At 48.6% G+C, this 19,336-nt stretch carries 18 protein-coding genes; 7 read left to right on the forward strand and 11 right to left on the reverse strand.

The window, feature by feature from the left end; translation table 11 throughout:
• Positions 1–36: 36 nt before the first annotated feature.
• On the forward strand, positions 37–1,941 hold the full coding sequence (locus tag FHS56_RS08585) for a leucine-rich repeat domain-containing protein (RefSeq protein ID WP_166919733.1): 1,905 nt from the start codon (positions 37–39) through the stop codon (positions 1,939–1,941).
• On the opposite strand, the gene rimO is transcribed toward FHS56_RS08585, so the two are convergent.
• The 8 genes from rimO to FHS56_RS08625 all read right to left on the reverse strand — a co-directional run bounded on the left by rimO (position 1,883) and on the right by FHS56_RS08625 (position 10,810).
• Entirely contained in the window at positions 1,883–3,208 is a 1,326-nt protein-coding gene (rimO, locus tag FHS56_RS08590; RefSeq protein ID WP_166919735.1) for a 30S ribosomal protein S12 methylthiotransferase RimO, read from the reverse strand. The genes FHS56_RS08585 and rimO overlap by 59 nt on opposite strands.
• Before the next feature lie 37 nt (positions 3,209–3,245).
• On the reverse strand, positions 3,246–3,767 hold the full coding sequence (locus FHS56_RS08595; RefSeq protein WP_166919737.1) for a peptidase associated/transthyretin-like domain-containing protein: 522 nt from the start codon (positions 3,765–3,767) through the stop codon (positions 3,246–3,248).
• The gene (gene ftsY / locus FHS56_RS08600; RefSeq protein WP_166919739.1) at positions 3,730–4,692 is read right to left on the reverse strand and encodes a signal recognition particle-docking protein FtsY; all 963 of its coding nucleotides are present in this window, start codon (positions 4,690–4,692) and stop codon (positions 3,730–3,732) included. Before ftsY ends, FHS56_RS08595 begins: the two co-directional genes overlap by 38 nt.
• An 86-nt stretch (positions 4,693–4,778) precedes the next feature.
• A complete protein-coding gene (locus tag FHS56_RS08605; protein ID WP_166919741.1) occupies positions 4,779–4,937 on the reverse strand; it encodes a DUF4295 domain-containing protein in 159 nt (52 codons plus the stop codon).
• Between the two features lie 41 nt (positions 4,938–4,978).
• Entirely contained in the window at positions 4,979–5,167 is a 189-nt protein-coding gene (gene rpmG / locus FHS56_RS08610) for a 50S ribosomal protein L33 (protein ID WP_166919743.1), read from the reverse strand.
• 101 nt (positions 5,168–5,268) lie between these two features.
• Positions 5,269–7,221 carry a ribosomal protection-like ABC-F family protein gene (abc-f, locus tag FHS56_RS08615; protein WP_166919745.1) on the reverse strand — a complete coding sequence of 651 codons (1,953 nt, stop codon included), beginning with the start codon at positions 7,219–7,221 and terminating at the stop codon, positions 5,269–5,271.
• A gap of 83 nt (positions 7,222–7,304) precedes the next feature.
• Positions 7,305–9,587, reverse strand: a complete 2,283-nt coding sequence (porZ, locus tag FHS56_RS08620; RefSeq protein ID WP_166919747.1) for a type IX secretion system anionic LPS delivery protein PorZ — start codon at positions 9,585–9,587, stop codon at positions 7,305–7,307.
• Between the two features lie 11 nt (positions 9,588–9,598).
• A complete protein-coding gene (locus FHS56_RS08625; RefSeq protein WP_166919749.1) occupies positions 9,599–10,810 on the reverse strand; it encodes a hypothetical protein in 1,212 nt (403 codons plus the stop codon).
• Positions 10,811–10,995: 185 nt separating this feature from the next.
• Here FHS56_RS08625 and FHS56_RS08630 point away from each other — a divergent pair, with 185 nt between their 5' ends.
• Positions 10,996–11,844 (forward strand): OmpA family protein, encoded by an 849-nt coding sequence (locus FHS56_RS08630; protein WP_166919751.1) that lies wholly within the window; start codon positions 10,996–10,998, stop codon positions 11,842–11,844.
• 136 nt (positions 11,845–11,980) lie between these two features.
• Here FHS56_RS08630 and FHS56_RS08635 read toward each other — a convergent pair whose 3' ends face one another.
• The gene (locus FHS56_RS08635; protein ID WP_166919753.1) at positions 11,981–12,376 is read right to left on the reverse strand and encodes an energy transducer TonB; all 396 of its coding nucleotides are present in this window, start codon (positions 12,374–12,376) and stop codon (positions 11,981–11,983) included.
• A gap of 285 nt (positions 12,377–12,661) precedes the next feature.
• Here FHS56_RS08635 and FHS56_RS08640 point away from each other — a divergent pair, with 285 nt between their 5' ends.
• Complete coding sequence (locus FHS56_RS08640; protein ID WP_166919755.1) at positions 12,662–13,492, forward strand: carboxylesterase family protein; 831 nt, start codon at positions 12,662–12,664, stop codon at positions 13,490–13,492.
• Here FHS56_RS08640 and FHS56_RS08645 read toward each other — a convergent pair.
• The gene (locus FHS56_RS08645; RefSeq protein WP_166919757.1) at positions 13,467–14,885 is read right to left on the reverse strand and encodes a methyltransferase RsmF C-terminal domain-like protein; all 1,419 of its coding nucleotides are present in this window, start codon (positions 14,883–14,885) and stop codon (positions 13,467–13,469) included. The two genes, FHS56_RS08640 and FHS56_RS08645, sit on opposite strands and share 26 nt — an antisense overlap.
• Positions 14,886–14,974: 89 nt before the next feature.
• Between FHS56_RS08645 and FHS56_RS08650 the strand changes: the two genes are divergently transcribed.
• From FHS56_RS08650 to FHS56_RS08660, 3 genes are read left to right on the forward strand one after another with little or no spacing between them, the layout of a single operon-like run.
• On the forward strand, positions 14,975–16,360 hold the full coding sequence (locus FHS56_RS08650; RefSeq protein WP_166919759.1) for a UDP-N-acetylmuramate--L-alanine ligase: 1,386 nt from the start codon (positions 14,975–14,977) through the stop codon (positions 16,358–16,360).
• A 17-nt stretch (positions 16,361–16,377) separates the two neighbouring features.
• Positions 16,378–17,193 carry a 3'-5' exonuclease gene (locus FHS56_RS08655; protein ID WP_166920216.1) on the forward strand — a complete coding sequence of 272 codons (816 nt, stop codon included), beginning with the start codon at positions 16,378–16,380 and terminating at the stop codon, positions 17,191–17,193.
• Between the two features lie 50 nt (positions 17,194–17,243).
• Complete coding sequence (locus tag FHS56_RS08660; protein WP_243844191.1) at positions 17,244–17,477, forward strand: DUF2061 domain-containing protein; 234 nt, start codon at positions 17,244–17,246, stop codon at positions 17,475–17,477.
• Here the strand turns inward: FHS56_RS08660 and bshA are convergent.
• Complete coding sequence (bshA, locus tag FHS56_RS08665) at positions 17,474–18,613, reverse strand: N-acetyl-alpha-D-glucosaminyl L-malate synthase BshA (RefSeq protein ID WP_166919763.1); 1,140 nt, start codon at positions 18,611–18,613, stop codon at positions 17,474–17,476. The genes FHS56_RS08660 and bshA overlap by 4 nt on opposite strands.
• A gap of 159 nt (positions 18,614–18,772) precedes the next feature.
• Here bshA and FHS56_RS08670 point away from each other — a divergent pair, with 159 nt between their 5' ends.
• Positions 18,773–19,336, forward strand: a complete 564-nt coding sequence (locus FHS56_RS08670) for an NUDIX domain-containing protein (protein WP_166919765.1) — start codon at positions 18,773–18,775, stop codon at positions 19,334–19,336.

A 19,336-nucleotide genomic window follows, 5' to 3' on the forward strand; every position in this document is an offset into this window, starting at 1 on the left:
TTGCATTGGCTTATTAACGCATAATTTTTATGAAGCATGTCTAAACCAGAACAAGCCCTACTGCGGGAGCTGTTGCAAAGCCACACGCCCGAACATTTATTGGAGGCGCTTTTAATCATTGAACAAGCCGACTACCCCTCTGCTTTCCTTACCCACCTGATTGTGCTTCAGACCTTCTACCCCGGCGAGCAATACAGAGAGGTGCGGGAAAAAGCGGCTGCTCTTTTCAAAAAAATAGCCCCGCTTGAATTGCAAGATTTTTTACGCTCCGTGCCTTGGCGTGAAGCATTCATGACCAACACCGAAATGCGCGAACGCTATTTGCGCCACCTGACCGCCCACCCTATGATAGACAAGCACACCTTGGGCAAAGCGGCACTACACCTTTGGGGGGGTGATTTCAACTTTTATATCCGCACACGCATGCTGCAAGCTGAAGAGGTATTGCAAGAATACTGCTTGGACAGTACATTTTATCTTTACAATACCCCCATAGAGAGCCTTCCTGACGAGCTGGGCAACTTGTCGTCTTTGCGTTGCCTGCTGATACGGAAAAATAAGATTAAACAACTACCGCAAAGCTTGGGACTGCTATTGCAATTGCAGGTAATTGATGCTTCGGAAAATGAACTACAGACCCTGCCCGACAGCATCAAATACATGAAACGACTCCATAGCCTCCATTTGGCTCATAACCACTTGCACGTGCTTCCGCCCGAAATAGGCGAGCTGCATCAGTTACGAAAATTGTGTTTGAAAAACAATAAAATGCGGGTATTGAGCTATACCATACAATGGATGGAGCAGTTGGAATACCTTGACCTGAGTCAAAACCCCAACTTGAATTTTTTTCAATCCTTTGAATACTTAAAAAATTGCCCGCGGTTAAAAGAAATCAAGCTGTGCAAAAATCACTTGTCCGCACCTTTGCATAACCTGCACGCCCTAAAGCACCTGACAACGATTGACCTGAGCCAAAATCCGCAACTGCCTATAAAAGAAACATTTGCTGCTGCCCATGAAGAGGGTTTTGCCCGGTTGCAGAGTTTGTCTCTGGACGGTTGCTCACTGCCTTCATTGACACTGCTGCCCTCTCCCTTGCTGCAACGCTTACAATATTTGTCAGTAGCACAAAACGCTCTCAGCGGAATAGATGCAGACTTAGCGGCACTTTTATCTTTCAACTGCAGCCACACGCATGTAGAGCAAATACAACCCGAGCATTTTCCCTTTCTTCGCGAGTTGCATGCCGCTCACACGCCTTTGCAAACAGTCCCCCACTGCCCACAGTTGCAACAGCTTTCTATGGATGGAAACCAAACATGGCTGACTCAGGGTGGTTTGCAACAACTCAAAGCACTCCCCGCATTGAACTCGCTCTCGTTGAGGGAGTGCCAGCTGGAAACACTCGCCGATTTAAAGGATTGCAAACAACTAAACCAACTCTTTTTAGATGCTTGCACTTGTGCCGATTGGGAAAAGCTACTGCTCGACATCTATGATATTGCCCACTTGCGAAGCCTTTCACTGAATGCGGTGCAATGGGAAAAGATTCCCCAGCGTCTTGCCCGCTTGCGCTTCGTAGAAGAGCTGTGGTTTGAGCAATTGCCCGAAAATACCGATTGGGAATGTCTTTTCGAGTTGTTGACTCCTCTACCCCGCCTCAAACGCTTGCATTTAGGGCACAATCCAAGTTTAAAGCAGTTGCCGCCTGCCATCCTTAAGCTCAAGCAACTTCAATACCTCGACCTCTCTTATACCGGAGTACGGCAGTTGCCTCGGGAAATGAGCAAGAACAAAGCACTACAAAAAATAAGAATAGACGGCGTGCCCAATGCATTCATTAGGCACGCTCAAATGTTCTCCTACGACTGGTTTGAATTTAGTGTTTGTGCTCAATCAACGGACGAGCAAACAAATCAAACTCAGCAGCATCTGTAATCTCTACTTGAACGAAATCGCCGCGCCGCAGGTAAATGCCCGTAGCAGGAATGAGCACTTCGTTGTCCACCTCGGGCGAGTCATACTCTGTGCGCCCAATAAAGTAATCTCCTTCTTTGCGATCAATCAGCACCTTGTATTGCTGCCCGACACGGGCTTGATTCAATTCATAGGAAATATCCTGCTGTAGCGCCATCAGGTCGGCTGCCCGCTCTTTTTTTACTTCGTCGGGCACGTCGTCCTCGTAAGTACGAAAAGCGTGCGTGTCTTCTTCATGTGAATAGGTAAAGACGCCCAAGCGCTCAAAGCGCATATCTTCCACAAAACGCATGAGCTCCTCAAACTCTTCTTCTGTTTCTTTCGGATAGCCCACAATCATGGTGGTGCGCAAAGCGATACCCGGAACCTTGTCGCGTATTTCGTGAATGAGCCGCTCGGTGCGCTCACGGGTGATGCCCCGGCGCATGCGTTGTAACACCGACGTAGAAGCATGCTGCAGGGGCATGTCCAAGTATTTGCAAATATTGCTTCGCTCGTTCATCACTTCGAGCACATCCATGGGGAAGCCCGCTGGGTAAGCATACTGCAGGCGAATCCACTCGACGCCTTCCACATCGGACAGGCGGCGCAACAACTCTGCCAAGCTGCGTTTGCCGTAAATATCAATGCCGTAGTAAGTCAGGTCTTGGGCTATCAGGATAAGCTCTTTCACTCCTTTTTTAGCGAAATTGTGCGCCTGTTCTACCAGCAGCTCCATCGGGCGCGATTGGTGCTTACCACGCATCAATGGAATGGCGCAGAAAGCGCACGGACGGTCGCATCCTTCGGCTATTTTCAAGTAGGCATAGTGCAGTGGGTTCGTCACCAGACGCTCCCCTACCAGCTCGTGCTTATAGTCTGCTTTGAGTGTTTTCAATAAACGGGGCAGCTCGTTCGTGCCAAAAAAAGCATCTACTTCGGGGATTTCCTTTTCCAAGTCTTCACGGTAGCGCTGCGACAAGCAGCCCGTAACATACACTTTTTCTACCAACCCTTGTGCTTTGGCATCGGCATAGTAGAGAATGGTATTGATGGATTCCTGCTTGGCGTTGTCGATAAAGCCACAGGTGTTGATAATGACCACTTCGGCTTCACGCTCTTCTTCGTGGCTTACATCGAAATGGTTGGCTTTCAATTGCGTGTAAATGTCTTCGGAATCCACCCAGTTTTTTGAACAGCCCAGCGTAATGATGTTGACTTTGTACTTACGATTTCCTTTGGTTTTCATAAATCTGTATTCTTCGCTTCGTTTCGCTTCTGTTCTGTCAATAAGCAGCCTTATAGTCCACCACCAATTCTAACTTGCTCACCTCACCGGCTTTGACTTCTACCGGCTGAATATGTCCTTCTCCATCGAAGCGGTTGGCAAACCATCCATCTGCCTCTTTTACAAAAAGTGAGTAGCGCCCGGGGGGCAATGCTACTTCAAAACAGCCATTGGCATCGCTTCGGGTCTTGGCTATCAGGCGGCTGTGAATGGCTGTATAAAACGTTTCCTCTTTTTCGGTTTGTGCGTCGGTGGTCAGTTCATAGATATAGATGTCGCGAGCAATTCCCGGGGCGTTGCGTTCTGGAGCATCGGGCGCGGGCATCCAGTTGCCTTCGCGCCAAAGCACACGCCCTGCTATGCCTTCTTTGATGCTATAGGTGCAATCCACAGCTTTTTGGTTTTGGCTTTGGTTCGTATTGCTTTTTTGTGCTTGGCATGCCCAAAAGCTGAGCAGTAGGCTTAGGCTCCATGTCTGAAGTTTAAGCATTTTCTTCAAAGAGAGAGTCCACAAATTCATAACGGTTAAATATTTGAAGGTCTTCTATTTTTTCACCTACACCAATATACTTAATGGGTATTTTAAATTCATCGGAAATACCGATGACTACGCCCCCTTTGGCTGTGCCGTCAAGCTTAGTGATGGCAATGGCGCTTACGTCGGTTACCTTTGTGAATTCGCGTGCCTGAATGACGGCGTTTTGCCCAGTGCTTCCGTCCAGCACCAGCAGCACCTCATGCGGAGCATCCGGGATAAGTTTTTGAATGGTGCGTTTGATTTTAGCCAACTCGTTCATTAGGTTGGTTTTATTGTGCAAACGCCCGGCGGTGTCGATAATCAACAAATCTGCTTTTTCTTCTAATGCCCGTTTGGTGGCTTCGTAGGCTACCGAGGCAGGGTCTTTACCCATACCCAGCTCAACTACAGGCACGCCAGCACGTTCGCCCCACATTTTAAGTTGGTCAACTGCCGCTGCCCGGAAGGTGTCGGCAGCCCCCAACATTACTTTTTTGCCTTTCTGCTTGAACTGTGCTGCCAGTTTGCCAATAGTGGTGGTTTTGCCTACTCCGTTCACTCCTACCACCAGCATCACGTAAGGGGTATCGCGCGGGGGCAGCTCAAAGTCGTTCAATTCTTCGGTTTGGTTTTCGGCTAAGAGGGCAGCTATTTCTTCTCGCAGGATACGGTTCAGCTCGGCTGTGTTTACGTATTTGTCGCGTTGGACGCGCGCCTCAATACGGCGAATGATTTTGAGCGTCGTATCTACGCCCACATCGGCAGCAATCAAGATGTTCTCCAGCTCGTCGAGCACTTCGTCATCCACTTTCGACTTGCCCACGATGGCGCGTCCCAGTCGGGAAAAGAAATTCTGTTTGGTTTTTTCTAAGCCTTTGTCGAGGGCTTCTTTTTTTTCTTTCGAGAAAAATCCGAAGAGTTTTTTCACGGCTTTTCGTGTTTAGTTGGCTCTAATATAACAAAAAAAGCCCGCTTGAAGGGCTTTCTTTGTGCAGTCTATGTAAAAGGCGAAGGTTATTTTTTGTTAATAACCTCCTTTACCATTGCTACAGGAACCATTTCTTCTTTAAAGGTGTAGGCTCCGGTTTTAGGCGACTTCACAGCCTTCACCACTTTGGCATAACCTGCCTCAGCATCTTTTTTTCTCAGGGTTGCAACTACCTTCTTTGCCATGGTTGTCTATGTTTTTAGATTCTTGTAAACAGAAAGAAGCACTACTTGATTTCGCGGTGCAGGGTGTAGCGCTTCAAAATCGGGTTATACTTGCGCAACTCCAAACGGTTGGGAGTATTACGACGGTTTTTGGTCGTGATATAGCGGGAAATGCCGGGCATACCCGATGCTTTGTGCTCTGTGCATTCTAATATCACCTGTACGCGGTTTCCTTTTGCCTTTTTAGCCATTGTCTTTTATCTTTTGAGATGTGTGAATTGGACGGCAAATTTAAAAAAATTTTTTTGTATTCAAAACGATATCTGCATGATTTTCATGCATTCCATCTTGCTTAATCTCCTTTGAGGTTTTGTATTTGGCTTTCGAGCGCTTCAAGCTCCTGTATTTGTGCTTCCCATTGCGCCATAAGGTCATCTATTGTTTTCTTCAGTTGCTCGTAGTGTTGTTGTACAGCTACTACTTGCGTGGCATCATTGTAAAAAGCAGGCTGTGCCATCTGCATTTCTATTTGCTTTTGCTCTTCTTCCAATGCCATGAGGTGCGCCTCCAGCTGTTCTATAGTCTTTTGGCATCGCCGCCACTCACGTTGCAGCTCTTTGAGCCGTTGGCGCCGCTCTTGGTTCGATGAAACAGCGGGTGTTTGGGTTTGAGCCACAGCATTTGCCTGTGCAGTTGCCAACGCACGCAGCCACTCTTCGGCGTACCACTCTTCGAATTCTTGGTAAGTACCCAAGAACTCTTTGATTTTGCCGTTGTCTATATACCACACTTTGTTGGCAATGGCTTGCAAGAAATGGCGGTCGTGCGACACTGCCACATAGGAGCCTTCGTATTCTTGCAGTGCGTCTATCAACACATTGACCGAGGGGATGTCCAAATGGTTGGTGGGTTCATCGAGCAACAGCAGGTTGGCTTCCGACGACAATACCTTAGCTAATGCCACACGAGCACGCTCTCCGCCCGACAACACCGATATCTTCTTGAACACATCGTCGCCATGGAAGAGAAAGCCGCCCAGCAGACTACGCAAATAACTTTCGGTTTTTTGGGGACAACTGCGCACCATCTCGCTAAGAATGTCATTGTTGAGGTTCAAGGCTTCTATTTGGTGCTGTGCATAGTAAGCAATATCTACTTGATGTCCTACTTCCCGTATGCCTTCGCATGGTTCTGTGCCTGCCAAAATGCGCAGCAGGGTGGATTTTCCCTTGCCGTTGGCGCCAATCAGGGCAATGCGGTCGCCACGATATACGGTTGCATCGGTGTTTTCGAGCAAACGCAGGTCGCCAAAACGCTTGCTTATTTGCTTCAAACAAATGAGCTCTTTACCGGGCGTGCGCGCAATGGGGAATTTCAAACGTATGGTTTCTTGCTCATTTTCAGGCAGCTCGATGCGCTCCATACGCTCCAGCATTTTGATTTTTGACTGCACCTGCCGCGCCTTCGTCGCTTTTGCCCGGAAACGTTCAATAAAACGCTCTGTCTGTTTTATTTTTTCTTGTTGATTTTCGTAGGCAGCCATTTGCAATGCCCGCCGCGTTGCTTTCTCTTTTTCATAAAAATCATAATTGCCCTCATATATTTCCAACTTTCCTTGACGCACCTCTACAATGCGGTTCACCAAACGGTTGAGAAAATAGCGGTCGTGCGACACAACAATCATCGCACCGGGATACTGCAACAAATACTGCTCCAGCCACTGAATAGAGGGCAAGTCCAAGTGGTTGGTGGGCTCATCGAGCATCAAAAGAGAGGGTTTTTGCAAAAGTAGCTTGGCAAGCATCACACGCATGCGCCACCCCCCCGAAAAAATAGACAGAGGGCGCTGCAAGTCTTCGGTCTTGAAACCCAAGCCTTCCAAGATGGCTTCTGCCTGCGCTGGCAGACGGTAGCCCTCCATAGCTTCAAAGCGGGCTTGCAACTGCGTGAGCTCTTGCACTTTGTCTTCGGTATAATCTTCTGCCAGCTCTTGAGTAAGTTGTTTGATGCGTGCTTCTATTTGCCACACTTCGGCGAAAGCCTCCAAAGCTACTTCCCTTATGGGCTTATGACTTTCGAGCGAAAGCATGTCTTGGTTGAGAAAGCCTATGGTATAGTCGCTGGGCTTGGTGATAGTGCCTGCTGCGGGGGTGTATTCGCCTGCTATCAAACGCAGCAGGGTGGATTTTCCTGCACCATTCACGCCAATCAAACCGATGCGGTCGCGCTCGCCCACATGCAACGACACCTTGTCGTAGAGCACACGGTCGCCAATGTAATAACTAAGGTCTTGGATGTTCAACATAAAAAATCCGAGAGTGTGTTCATTGTCAGAAGTGCCGACTCATATCGCTGCAAATATAACAAGAAGAACGAGGGCTGCATGACTCAGCGCACAATAGCCAAACGCCCCATGGCTTGAAGGTTGCCGGCATCGTCGGAAGCAAATATCAGATAAACGCCGGTTGGCGCCAGCTCTCCACTCAAGCTACGAGTATCCCACACGAAAGTACCACCGTTTGCCCTACCTTCATACATGAGTTCGCCACGCACATTGGCTATCTTCACCCAAGCATTACGGGCTAAACCCTGTATGGCGACCTGTCCGTTGAAGCCCGGGCGCACCGGGTTAGGAAATACATGCAGTTCTTCGAAGCGGTTGTTTGCTGCCGTTACGCCTTCTCGGAAAGAACATATGCCGGCAGCTGTAAGAAAAAAGACTTCGCCCGTACTTTCAAACAAAACCATTTGATGCACTTCATCGGCAAGCAAAGGCGAGTTGCTGCTGCGAAAGCGGTAAATCAAGCGTTCAACATTGGCATCGAAGACAAAGACGCCCTGCTCGGTGCTCATCCATTTGCGGTTGGCAGGGTCTATCATGATGTCCAAAACGCGTTGGTCGTTGAGCAGCTGAAAGTTTTCGAAGATAGGAAACGACACTTGAAAGCCGGCTTCAAAGACTTCTGAAGGATTGAAAACAGTCATCACACCGTCGGCAGAGCCTATCCAAAGAGTGCCTTTGTAATCGACTGCCAAAGACAAAATGCTCGCATTGGTCAGTTTGGCATTCGAAGCGGTCAGGTGCTTTTGTTGTCCGGTAGCAGGATTCAGCACCCACAGTCCACCGGCAAGGTTGGGGTCTAAACGTACCCACAAGTAGCCGTTGAAATCTTCGACTATCTCCAGAGGGAAGCGTGTGGCTGCATTGAACGAATAAGATTGCCACTGCCCTGTTTCACGCACCCATACATGCAGGGAAGGTTCTCCTGAAGGCGGATTGTACTGCGCCACCCACACATTGCCTTGTGCATCCACATAAAGGTCGCTAATCAACAAACTTTGGTCGCCAAAAAAGGGGGTAGAAGGCGTCATTTCATCGATTACACGAAAAGAGCCATCGGCAGCACGTATCAGAATGCCATTACCAAAAGAGGCGAACCAGTACTCTTGGGTAAAAGGGTTGTACACCACATCCACGAGGTCGTAGAGAAAAGGCAGCGCTTCTGCCTGCGGATGATTGGCAGCATAGTTTTTCCATTCGCCGGCAGAAAATTCATAGAAAGCCCCCGGATTAAGCAAAGGTTGACGGTTGTTGTTGTAGCCCCCGGCAGTTATCCACAATTTGTTCTGCGCAAAGCAAGCTCCTTGTGCGTTTTGTTGCAAAGGTCCCTGGTTGGCATAGCTTTTCCATGTGCCCTCTCTATTGGAAAGCAAACCGGTGCGCGCATCTGCCACATATATTGCCCCTTGTTCGTCTACGCTCAAAGCCACCAGCTGCTTAAAAAGCCCTTCGGTAACAGACTGTTGCACGCTGCCGCTGGCATCTAAGGCATAAAGCGCCGTGGGCGTTGCCACCCACAAAGCTGAAGCGGTGGAGGCAAGGTCGATTGCCGTGGTAGGTACCGTAGCTATCTTTACCCATGCGCCGGCTTCGTAGGCATACATGCCCTGCCCTTCCAACAAAGCGTATATTTTTCCCTGAAAGGGAAGCAAACGGAATGCTTTGGCGACAGGCAGTCCTTCGGCAGTGCTAAAATAAGTCCATTGATTAAAATCTTGCAGGTTTGCCGAAGCAGGGGCACGGGCTATGCCCTCGTCCGTGGCTATCCAAGCACTGTCCAAAGTAAAGAGCAAGTCATATACGCCTACCGGATTTCCCAATTTGCCCAAATTCTGCCACGATTCATTGAACAAGCCAGAAACAAGGTCTATGACCCATACCCCTTGCGTTGTCATGGCATACAACTTTTCTGCATTCAAATACAAGCGTTGAAAATAAAGCCGTTGCGCAAGGGGCAGTGTTATTTTTTCCACTCGAACACGCCCATTGTTCACAAACAACCTATCAAGTCGCCCGTTGGCATAGGCAAGTGCAAAACCAGCAGATGCCTTGTCATAGGCTACCGCTACGGCTTGGTTGCCCGAGAGTCCATCTAAGGTAGAAAGCACCATGCCTTCGCCGTCGGCATCAATAAAATAGATGCCTGCCCGCGCAGCATACAACAATTGCCTGCCGCCAGCTGCTACTGCCTGTCCTTCACGAAAAGGGAAATGAAAGCGCCAAGAACCCACAGGTATTTCGCCCTGTGCAAATAAATGGCATGCTGCCATCATCAGGCAGATGAAAAAAAGAAATACAAACCCTTTCTGTGGCATCGATTTTATATTCATGATTGCTTAAGCTATGGGGCTTGTTTGCGTCCTACCAAGAGGCTGCTGCTGCCGTCGCGCCAATGATAACCATAAGGGAAACCCAGCGGTTCAGGCTGCAGCGAGTCATACAAAGCTTCCAAGTCTTTTTGATAGGTATATGAGCCAAAGTCGCGAATGGGACGTGCATATTTTCCATAGAGTTCAACCTTCCAGTCTTTGCGCTTGCTCCACTCTGCCCATCGCAAACCGGTATCATCTTGCACTATGGCGCTGCACTCATCCAGCAGCAGGCTTTTTACTATTTCAAAATTGGGATTGAAAAGCACATACGAAGCCGCTTTCATGTAGGCAATCTTACCTTTTTGCTGTTTTACGAACTCCATCCATGCTTGCTTCTTCTGCAGGCTTTTATCCGACAAATCGATGCCGAAGTAATAAATCACCTGCGGATAATCCTTGTCCACATGTTTGAAAACAACCTTTACACCTAAGGGACGCCCCTCTCTGCCCGTGGCTCGATGTTCCGCCATTCGCAAACTGCCGTTATCCAAATAAACATCCTCGATGTTCAGGATTTCATTGCCTTGCCGCACCAAAAAAAGTACAATTAAAGGTAAGACACCTTGTGCCGAGCGGTAGAGGTCTGAGCTCATATAACTCGTAATGAAATAATTGCGCACGAAGAGGTCTTCCAATGCCCTTTTTACATCTTGAAAATAACGGCAATAGACTGCCTCTTGGCGTCCGAAATAGTCTGTAGGCAAATACCCGGGGCGCTCCAAGCCCACCAAAATATAGGTACGGCAATGGGGGAACAATACTTGCGCATTCAGAATATCAGGACCGCTAAACGGATAGAACAAAGTACCTTGGTGCGCATGTAAATCAGGGATATGGCGTTTTGCCCACTGCTGCAAGGGGAATAGATAAACCTCCTGCAGTTTGAGCCAACGCGTTTGCATTTCTTCCATCATAGCCTGCACACAAGGCAGCTTTGCTACCAAACGCACTGAATCATTGTTTACCCGCTGAGGCATGGCTGCTAATAAGGCGGCAAAATCGTGATGTCTCTTACCCGATTCCGAGGGCTTCGCTGGCAGAGCAAGCGCCTCTTCGGCAGGACTTGTGGTATCGCTGGCAAGCTGCCGCGCTTCTTGCTGGCTCTGAGCACGCTCCGGCGTATGCTCACACGCCCAACAACCAAGCAGGACCGTAAAAAACAATAAAGAACGCAGTTTCATACATTTAATGCCTTGAAAGATAAAAAAGTCAACTAAGGCAAAGGTGCTGCTTTTCAAGTAAAAATAACCACAAAAAAGCAAAATTTTATTGCATGAATCCGCTTTTTTATTGAAATAACCGTATTTTTAAAATGACATGGCTTGATTTTCGCTTGTTAAAACATTTGAAAACATTCTTATTGACAATGCACTACACTGCTCATTCTAAATACTTTTGGCTCATCGCTTGCCTACTTCCATGGGCTATACTATCTGCACATGCACAAAAACCGGAAAAGAAAACTCACATTACTGTACCGGCTATTTACAAAGTAGATACCGACCAAGACAAAGTGCCGGACGTAAGGGACCAATGTCCGGGTACCCCCTTGGGGGTCAAAGTCAATGAATTCGGCTGCCCTCCCGATACCGACGGCGACGGTGTGTTTGATTACGAAGATGAGTGCGTAACCGTTCCCGGTCCTGCCAAGAACAAAGGCTGCCCATGGGGAGACAGAGACGGCGACGGCATTACCGACGACATAGACCGCTGCCCCGATGTGCCGGGTACCAAGCAATACTATGGTTGCCCACCTCCCGACAGGGATAAAGACGGCGTGATTGACCCACAAGACCGATGCCCCGACACTCCCGGCGTCATCGAAAATCAAGGCTGCCCCGAAATAGTAACCAAACAAGAGCGCGAAACACTCGAAAAAGCCAGCAAAGTAGAATTTGAATTCGGCAAGTGGACTATCCTGCCCAAGTGGTACCCCGTGTTGAACGAGGTAGCAAAAATCATGTTCAAATACCCAAATGCTTATTTGTTATTAGAAGGACACACCGATGCCATAGGCACTGAAGAAGATAATCAAATATTGTCGGAAAATCGTGCGGCTGCTGTGCGGGAATATCTTATCAACCAAGGCGTAGAGCCTTTCCGAATCGAAAGCGTGGGCTATGGTGAATCACAGCCTATAGACACCAACGATACGCCCGAAGGGCGTCAGCGCAACCGCCGCGTAAAAATGACAATATACTATCGAAAAAATTGACAAGCACACTGCAACAACTGCTTAGGGATTGCGATAGGATATGGCAAAAAGCTGTCGGCATAAAAAAAGACAGGCAACGGAGCCTGTCTTTTCCTTACCTTTTTATGTCCCTTCGTTTTGTTCTTATCCTTATCACCTAATTCGGGCTGAAGTTAATAGGGCGAGTTACTTCTACCTTTACCACCTTGCCGTCTTTCTTGCCGGGCTTCCATGGCGGGGCTTCCTTAATTAAACGCAGCGCTTCAGCATCGCAAGGCTCACATAAGCCACGCACTATCTGCGGGTTAATAAGCTTGCCGTTTTCATCCACAATAAACTTCACCACCACGCGCCCGCTAATGTTTTTTTGCTTTGCTTCTTCAGGATAACGCAAATTCTTTTCTATGTAATCATAAAAGGCTTTCAACCCTCCTACAGGCTCGGGCTGCTCATCTACTACTGTATATACCCCCGTGTCTTGTGCATAGGTGGTACCGGGATAACTCATTATCATAATCGGCAGCAGCCATAACATCAATATCGGTCGTTTCATTTTGTTGTGTTGATGATGGTTTTCATCTAAGATAGCAAAAATTTTTCCAAAGTATTCAAAGTCAGGCAAATTTCCTTATGTGTTAGACTCATTGCTTCACTCAGGGCTGTGCCTTGCGTTTTAGTTTTCCAGAACAAAGTACTGCCATTCGATGCTTTATTGAAGCGGGCAGCAGAAGAACTTATCAATCAAGTGAAGAGTCCGCCATATCCACACTTTCGCATAAAAGTTCTAAATTGATAGACACGCTACGCTTGCCTATCATTCACGAAACACTTAAAAAATATGAGTTGCTCCAGCGGTTTAATATTAGCGACAAGGCATTTTTCTGAATCTCCCAGACAGCTTCGCTTGTTTTGGCTTTCGATAGTTTCCGGATGGTGCCTACTTGGTAAAAGTGTTTTTGCTCAACCCTCATTCCAACATGCCTACTACATTGTACACAACGACACCCTTCCGTATCGTCTTTACGTGCCCGACACACTGCCTGCCAAGCCCTTACCCCTGTTGATTTTTTTACATGGTGCTGGCTCTCGGGGCATGGACAACGAACGTCATCTCACTCATTTCCGGCAAGCCGCTGCCCACATTGCCCGCTATTACCCCTGTGTTATGTTGGCACCTCAGTGCCCCAAAGACAAACGATGGGTAGAAGTGGACTGGCAACTGCGCTCTCATCAGATGCCGGCAGAGCCTTCTCACCCCTTAGCTATGAGCATGCAGCTGCTCGACTCTCTTCTTTCTGTTTTACCCATAGACACCAACCGCCTCTACATTACTGGCTTATCTATGGGCGGCTACGGCACTTGGGATTGGATACAACGGCAACCATGGCGCTTTGCGGCTGCGGCGCCCATCTGTGGAGGTGCCGACACACGCAACGCCCCCCAGCTCAAACACTTGCCCATTTGGATTTTTCATGGAGCCCTTGACGCCGTAGTACCAGTCAGCCGTTCACGCGACATGTATCATGCCCTTATAGAAGCAGGCAACCGACAGGTGCGCTATACCGAATACCCCGACGTTTACCACGACAGTTGGAAGCGAGCATATGCCAGTCCGGAGCTGTGGCAATGGTTATTCTCACAAGCTAAGAACGCAACTGCCAAGCATTAGGGTAGTAGTTGTTGTAACGGTTGCCCAAAGCTTTCACCCAGCCTAAGTTTCGCCCTTCGTAACGGATGACATACCACCCCTTGTTGGCAGGCATCACGGCTGACTGCATAGGCTGCTTGCGTAGAAACTGAAGCGCATCTTCAATACTGACTTCTATGGCAGGCAGCTCCCGGCGCAGCACCGGCGAATAAGCCAAGTAAGGATGTGGATTGAATTTCCCTTTCAATACCTGCCCAAAGGGCACTCCTACCTGCTTGATATTTAAATGTTGGCTCAATAAATCCAATTCTGCGGCTTCCCACTCTATGGGGGTGAACATCAGCAGGTCTTTTTCATGGGGCTGCTGCCACAATTGCCAACGCTCCGACTCTGTGAGGTATTCTTCCTTCAAGGCAGCATGTTGTTTGCCGGCAGAAGTCCAAAGCTTTTGCTTGGCTTTTTTATAGGATTTTCCATGCTTGCCCCGCTTTTGCAATACAGACAAAAAGAAGCCCTCGCCGCCCGTTTGGTGCGGAAAAAAACGGTAAGCATACAAAGGCTTTCCGCTCCGTGTCTTCTCTTCAACTACTGTGATGCCACTTTCGTCGGGCAACTGCAGAGGTACGCTCACCATGTCCATTTCGGACAAAAAGTAATGCAGATTGTGCTCGTTTTCCTCTTTGTTGAAAGTACAGGTGCTGTATATCAAAAAGCCGCCCTGCCTCAAAGCAGGCAACACCTCTGCTATAATCTCTTTTTGCAAGGCAGCGCACTGCAAAGGCAGTTTGGGAGTCCAGCGTTCACGCGCTTCCATATCTTTGCGAAACATGCCCTCACCCGAGCAGGGCACATCGGCAACCAGCAGGTCCACCCATTCGGTCATAGCACCGAAAGAAACCGCCTCATCGTGAGTGATGATGCATTGCTCACTCCCCCAACGGTTCAGATTTTCAATCAACACACCTATACGGTTGGGCATGATTTCGTTGCTTATGAGCTTGTCGCCGACGTGCAAGAGCGAAGCCAAGTGCGTACTTTTTCCCCCAGGCGCAGCACACAAATCAAGCAGCGTCAAAGGACGCGCCTCTTGGCGGCGTAAAAAGTCCAAAACACGCTCTGCCGCATATCCTACAAACATAGAAGCAGCCTCCTGCACATAATAAGCGCCTGCCCAAAAAAAAGGGTCATGAGCAAAAAACGGGCGGGCAGACAAATAACGCCCCCATGTGCACCAAGGTACTGCCGGCAGGCTGTCAAACAAAGCGCTGCCTTTTTGCGGATGCAAACGCACCGAAGTGGGGGGCACCCCTTCCAAAGCCTCAAACAGCGCTGCCCGAGCTTCTGCCGTAGGCAGTACTTCTTGTAAAAAATCCTCGAAACCCAAAGGAAGGGGCTTTCTGTCAGCAGTATGCATAAGCTGAGTGTCATTAAAGGATTTCCTGAATACGCAAAACTACCTTATATTTGCTAATTGTAATAGCATGTTTCAGCAAACGGAAACTTATGGTCCGGCATCAAAAAATTCATTTTATAGCCATCGGCGGAAGCATCATGCACAGCTTAGCCATTGAACTGAAGCGACAAGGCGTAGAAGTAAGTGGCTCTGATGACGAAATATTCGAACCCTCGCGCAGTCGTTTGGCAACGCACGGGCTACTACCCAAACAAGAAGGATGGTTCCCCGAACGCATACATAAAGACTTGGACGCTGTCATCGTAGGCATGCATGCCAAAGCCGACAACCCCGAATTGCAAAGAGCACAGTCTTTGGGCATCCCCGTGTATTCCTTCCCGGAATTCATTTACCGCTTTGCCGAAGACAAACAACGCATTGTAGTGGCAGGCAGCCATGGCAAAACCACCATCACATCCATGATTATGCATGTGCTCAAACACTATGGGCGCAGCTTCGATTACGTGGTAGGTGCCAAAGTAGAAGGCTTCGACAACAACATACGCCTCTCGGAAGAGGCACCGGTCATAATCATAGAAGGCGACGAATACCCGGCAGCCGTTTTCAAGCCAGAGCCTAAGTTTTTCTATTACCACCCGCACATTACCGTAATAAGCGGCATCGCTTGGGACCACGCCAACGTGTATCCCACCGAAGATGAGTATGTCCGACAGTTTGAAAAACTTGCCGACTTGGGCAGCGTAAAAGCAGGCAGCATCGTTTACAACAAAGAAGATGCGCGCCTCAGTAGCATAGTAGAAGGCAAAGAGCGCCCCGACGTCAGTTTGATTCCTTACCAGACGCACCCCTACCGTGTGCAAAATGGGCTCTATGAGCTGAAACTACCCAACAAAAGCTACCTTGCCGTAGAAGTATTTGGCAAACACAATATGGCAAACATAGCCGCAGCCAAAGCAGTGTGCATGCGCATTGGCATCACCGAAGACATGTTCTATGAAGCCATTCGTAGTTTCAAAGGTGCGCAACGCCGCCTGCAACTCATCAGCGAAAGCCCCGCTATATCAGTATTCAGCGATTTTGCACATGCCCCTTCCAAAGTGAAGGCAAGCATCGGCGCCTTGAAAGAACGCAACCCAGAACGTCGCCTCCTTGCCTGCCTCGAACTGCATACCTACAGCAGCTTGAACCGCAACTTTTTGCCGCAGTATAAAGACAGTATGAAAGCAGCCGACCTGCGAGCGGTGTATTTCAATCCGGCAAAACTGCTGCAGAAAGGACTGCCCACACTACATGCCGACGACATACGCAACGCTTTCAACGACCCTGAACTGCAAGTGTTCGACAACAGCCACCAAATGCAAGAATTTATAGAAAAACAAGTAGAACCGGGCATGAATGTGTTGCTCATGAGCTCCGGCAACTTCGACAATCTTGACCTGCAAGCCGTCGGACAAAAACTTTGTATCAACTCTTAACTTTTGAGCCCATTGCCATGTTGCACCTGAAACTAAAAAAACCACTCGTCTTCTTCGACTTGGAAACCACAGGCTTGGATATCGTACGCGACCGCATCATAGAATATGCCTTTGTGAAAGTGCATCCCAACGGCAAAGAGGAAACCATGAGTGGACGCCTCAACCCCGAAATGCCTATTCCCATAGAATCAAGTATGGTGCACGGCATTTATAACGAAGACGTAGCCCACATGCCTACCTTCAAGCAAATAGCCAAAAACTTAGCGCAGTTTCTGGAAGGCTGTGACTTGGCAGGCTTCAACATCGTCCACTTCGATATTCCCATTCTTGTAGAAGAGTTTCTGCGTGCCGGTGTGGAGTTTTCGCTCAACAACCGCCATGTTGTAGATGCCCAGCGTATTTTCCACCTGATGGAACCCCGCACCCTGTCGGCGGCTTATCGTTTTTATTGTGGCGAAGAACTGGAAGACGCCCACTCTGCCGAAGCCGATGCCCGTGCCACCTTAGCAGTGCTGAATGCACAAGTGCGCCGCTACGAAGGCAAAAAGATAAAAGACAAAAATGGCAAAGAGTTTGTACCCGTAAAAAACGACATCAAAAGCCTGCACGACTTGTCCAACACACAACGCATAGACCTTGCCGGGCGTTTCGCCTATAACGATAAAGGAGAAGAAGTGTTCAACTTCGGCAAGTACAAGGGAAAAGCCATTGTGGAGGTACTCAAAAAAGACCCTGGTTACTACTCTTGGTTTATGGAAGCCGACTTCCCCCTTGAAAGTAAGCAAAAACTTACCGAAATTAAACTGAGAGCCGGCATGAACGGTAAGCTATAAACAAGCATCGACATACTGTCAGCTATGAATATAACACTATGATTCATTCCATGAAAGAATCTCATCTACGTAGCTTGGTCAAAGGAATCAGCTGGCGCATTACTGGCACGATGGATACCATATTCGTGTCCTACATCATCACCGGCAAAGCCTCTTATGCTTTCAGCATAGGTGCCGTGGAGCTCATCACCAAAATACTGCTTTACTATTTGCATGAGCGTGCTTGGGCACAAATCAAATGGGGGTGGATACCCACCGATAGGCAACCCAAACAAAATGCCTAAACGGGTTTTTTGTGCTGCTCAAGTACCTTGGTGTAATATTGCTCATAAAGTGGCACAATGCGCTCCATGCTGAATATCTCGGCATGCCGACGTGCCTCTTTTCTGAAACGATTGAGCAATGCCTCATCACGCAATAGCTGCAAGGTGTAGCGAGTCATGGCTTCCACATCACCCACCGGACTTACAAAGCCTGTCTTGCCGTGGAGGTTCAACTCGGGCAGCCCTCCCGCATTGGACGACACCACCGGTACCTCACATGCCATGGCTTCCAAAGCAGCCAAACCGAAACTCTCCTTCTCAGAAGGCATCAAAAACACGTCAGCCACGGACAGCACCTCTTCTACAGCCTCCAGTTTACCCAAAAAACGCACATCGTTGCATATCTTCAGTTCGCGGCAACACTTCTCGGCATGGCTTCGCTCAGGTCCGTCACCAATGAGCAGCAACTTGGCAGGCACCTCTTCACGCACACGATAAAACACCTCTATCACATCGTTGATACGCTTTACTTTGCGGAAATTGGACGTGTGTACCAACAGCTTTTCGCCCTGCGGGCAAATGGCTTTGCGGAAGTGTTCTTTTTGTTGACGCTTGAAACGTTGCAAATCGATGAAGTTGGGTATCACTTCTATTTCCCTACGTACATCGAAAAATGCCAAGGTCTCGTCGCGCAGATGCTTGGAAACCGCCGTTACTCCATCGGATTGATTGATGCTAAACGCCACCACCGGTGCGTAAGACGGCTCTTTGCCCACAAGGGTGATGTCCGTACCATGCAATGTGGTGATAAAGGGTACGTACATGCCTTTGTCAAGTAAAATTTGGCGAGCCATGTATGCCGCCGAGGCATGGGGGATGGCATAGTGTACGTGCAGCAGGTCCAACTCAAAACGCTCCGCTATATCGACCATCTGGCTTGCCAAGGCTATCTCATAAGGGGGGTACTGAAAAAGCGGGTAGTTGGGTACGCGCACCTCGTGATAAAACAAATGTTCGTTAAAAAAATCAAGACGTGCCGGCTGTGTGTAAGTAATAAAGTGCACGTCGTGCTGGCGCTGTGCCAAAGCCTTGCCCAGCTCGGTAGCCACCACACCACTGCCCCCGAAGGTCGGATAACACACTATGCCTATTTTCATGAGCTTTCCAAGATGTGTTTATGCATGAAATAACATGTATTCAAAATGAATGGTTCTAAGGTGCCACACACATGCCCTGCAAGCCTCCCAATTGCAAATTAAGCATTATTTGCGTTCTTATGTTATCTTTATTGCTACACATCACGCAAAAGTATAGCCATGAACAAGGAACAAACAAAAAAAAGAAACCCCTGGACCCGTCTGAGCAGCACGCCAGTTTACGACAATCCGTGGATTGCCGTGCGCGAAGACAAGGTGCTCAAACCCAACGGCGAGCCCGGTATCTATGGGGTTGTTTCTTTTAAAAATAAAGCCATTGGCATCATTCCCCTCAGCCCGGAAGGCGACACTTGGCTCGTTGGACAATATCGCTACACCTTGGACGAATATTCATGGGAAATTCCTATGGGAGGCAGCCCCATTGGTGAAGAGGACATTCTGACGACTGCCAAAAGAGAGCTGCAGGAAGAAACCGGACTGACTGCAAGCCAATGGGAATTGCTCGGGCGATTGCATACCTCCAATTCTGTAACCGACGAAGAGGGCTTTGTGTTTCTTGCCTCTCAACTCCAGCAAGGCGACACCCGCTTCGAAGACACCGAAGTACTGAAAATCAAGCGTCTGCCCCTTACCGAAGCCTTAGATTGGGTAATGAGCGGGCGCATCACCGATGCCATCAGTGTTGCGGGCTTGCTGATGCTGGCACGTAAACTGGGAATATAA

It is taken from the genome of Thermonema lapsum (assembly GCF_011761635.1).
Taxonomy (GTDB): Bacteria; Bacteroidota; Bacteroidia; order Cytophagales; family Thermonemataceae; genus Thermonema; species Thermonema lapsum.

Excerpts from the sequence above, each read along its gene's own strand:
- FHS56_RS08585 (WP_166919733.1), top strand. The coding sequence starts at position 37 with ATGTCTAAACCAGAACAAGCCCTACTGCGGGAGCTGTTGCAAAGCCAC.
- rimO (WP_166919735.1), bottom strand. The coding sequence starts at position 3,208 with ATGAAAACCAAAGGAAATCGTAAGTACAAAGTCAACATCATTACGCTG.
- FHS56_RS08595 (WP_166919737.1), bottom strand. The coding sequence starts at position 3,767 with ATGAATTTGTGGACTCTCTCTTTGAAGAAAATGCTTAAACTTCAGACA.
- FHS56_RS08605 (WP_166919741.1), bottom strand. The coding sequence starts at position 4,937 with ATGGCAAAGAAGGTAGTTGCAACCCTGAGAAAAAAAGATGCTGAGGCA.
- rpmG (WP_166919743.1), bottom strand. The coding sequence starts at position 5,167 with ATGGCTAAAAAGGCAAAAGGAAACCGCGTACAGGTGATATTAGAATGC.
- abc-f (WP_166919745.1), bottom strand. The coding sequence starts at position 7,221 with ATGTTGAACATCCAAGACCTTAGTTATTACATTGGCGACCGTGTGCTC.
- porZ (WP_166919747.1), bottom strand. The coding sequence starts at position 9,587 with ATGAATATAAAATCGATGCCACAGAAAGGGTTTGTATTTCTTTTTTTC.
- FHS56_RS08625 (WP_166919749.1), bottom strand. The coding sequence starts at position 10,810 with ATGAAACTGCGTTCTTTATTGTTTTTTACGGTCCTGCTTGGTTGTTGG.
- FHS56_RS08630 (WP_166919751.1), top strand. The coding sequence starts at position 10,996 with ATGCACTACACTGCTCATTCTAAATACTTTTGGCTCATCGCTTGCCTA.
- FHS56_RS08635 (WP_166919753.1), bottom strand. The coding sequence starts at position 12,376 with ATGAAACGACCGATATTGATGTTATGGCTGCTGCCGATTATGATAATG.
- FHS56_RS08640 (WP_166919755.1), top strand. The coding sequence starts at position 12,662 with ATGAGTTGCTCCAGCGGTTTAATATTAGCGACAAGGCATTTTTCTGAA.
- FHS56_RS08645 (WP_166919757.1), bottom strand. The coding sequence starts at position 14,885 with ATGCATACTGCTGACAGAAAGCCCCTTCCTTTGGGTTTCGAGGATTTT.
- FHS56_RS08650 (WP_166919759.1), top strand. The coding sequence starts at position 14,975 with ATGGTCCGGCATCAAAAAATTCATTTTATAGCCATCGGCGGAAGCATC.
- FHS56_RS08655 (WP_166920216.1), top strand. The coding sequence starts at position 16,378 with ATGTTGCACCTGAAACTAAAAAAACCACTCGTCTTCTTCGACTTGGAA.
- FHS56_RS08660 (WP_243844191.1), top strand. The coding sequence starts at position 17,244 with ATGAAAGAATCTCATCTACGTAGCTTGGTCAAAGGAATCAGCTGGCGC.
- bshA (WP_166919763.1), bottom strand. The coding sequence starts at position 18,613 with ATGAAAATAGGCATAGTGTGTTATCCGACCTTCGGGGGCAGTGGTGTG.
- FHS56_RS08670 (WP_166919765.1), top strand. The coding sequence starts at position 18,773 with ATGAACAAGGAACAAACAAAAAAAAGAAACCCCTGGACCCGTCTGAGC.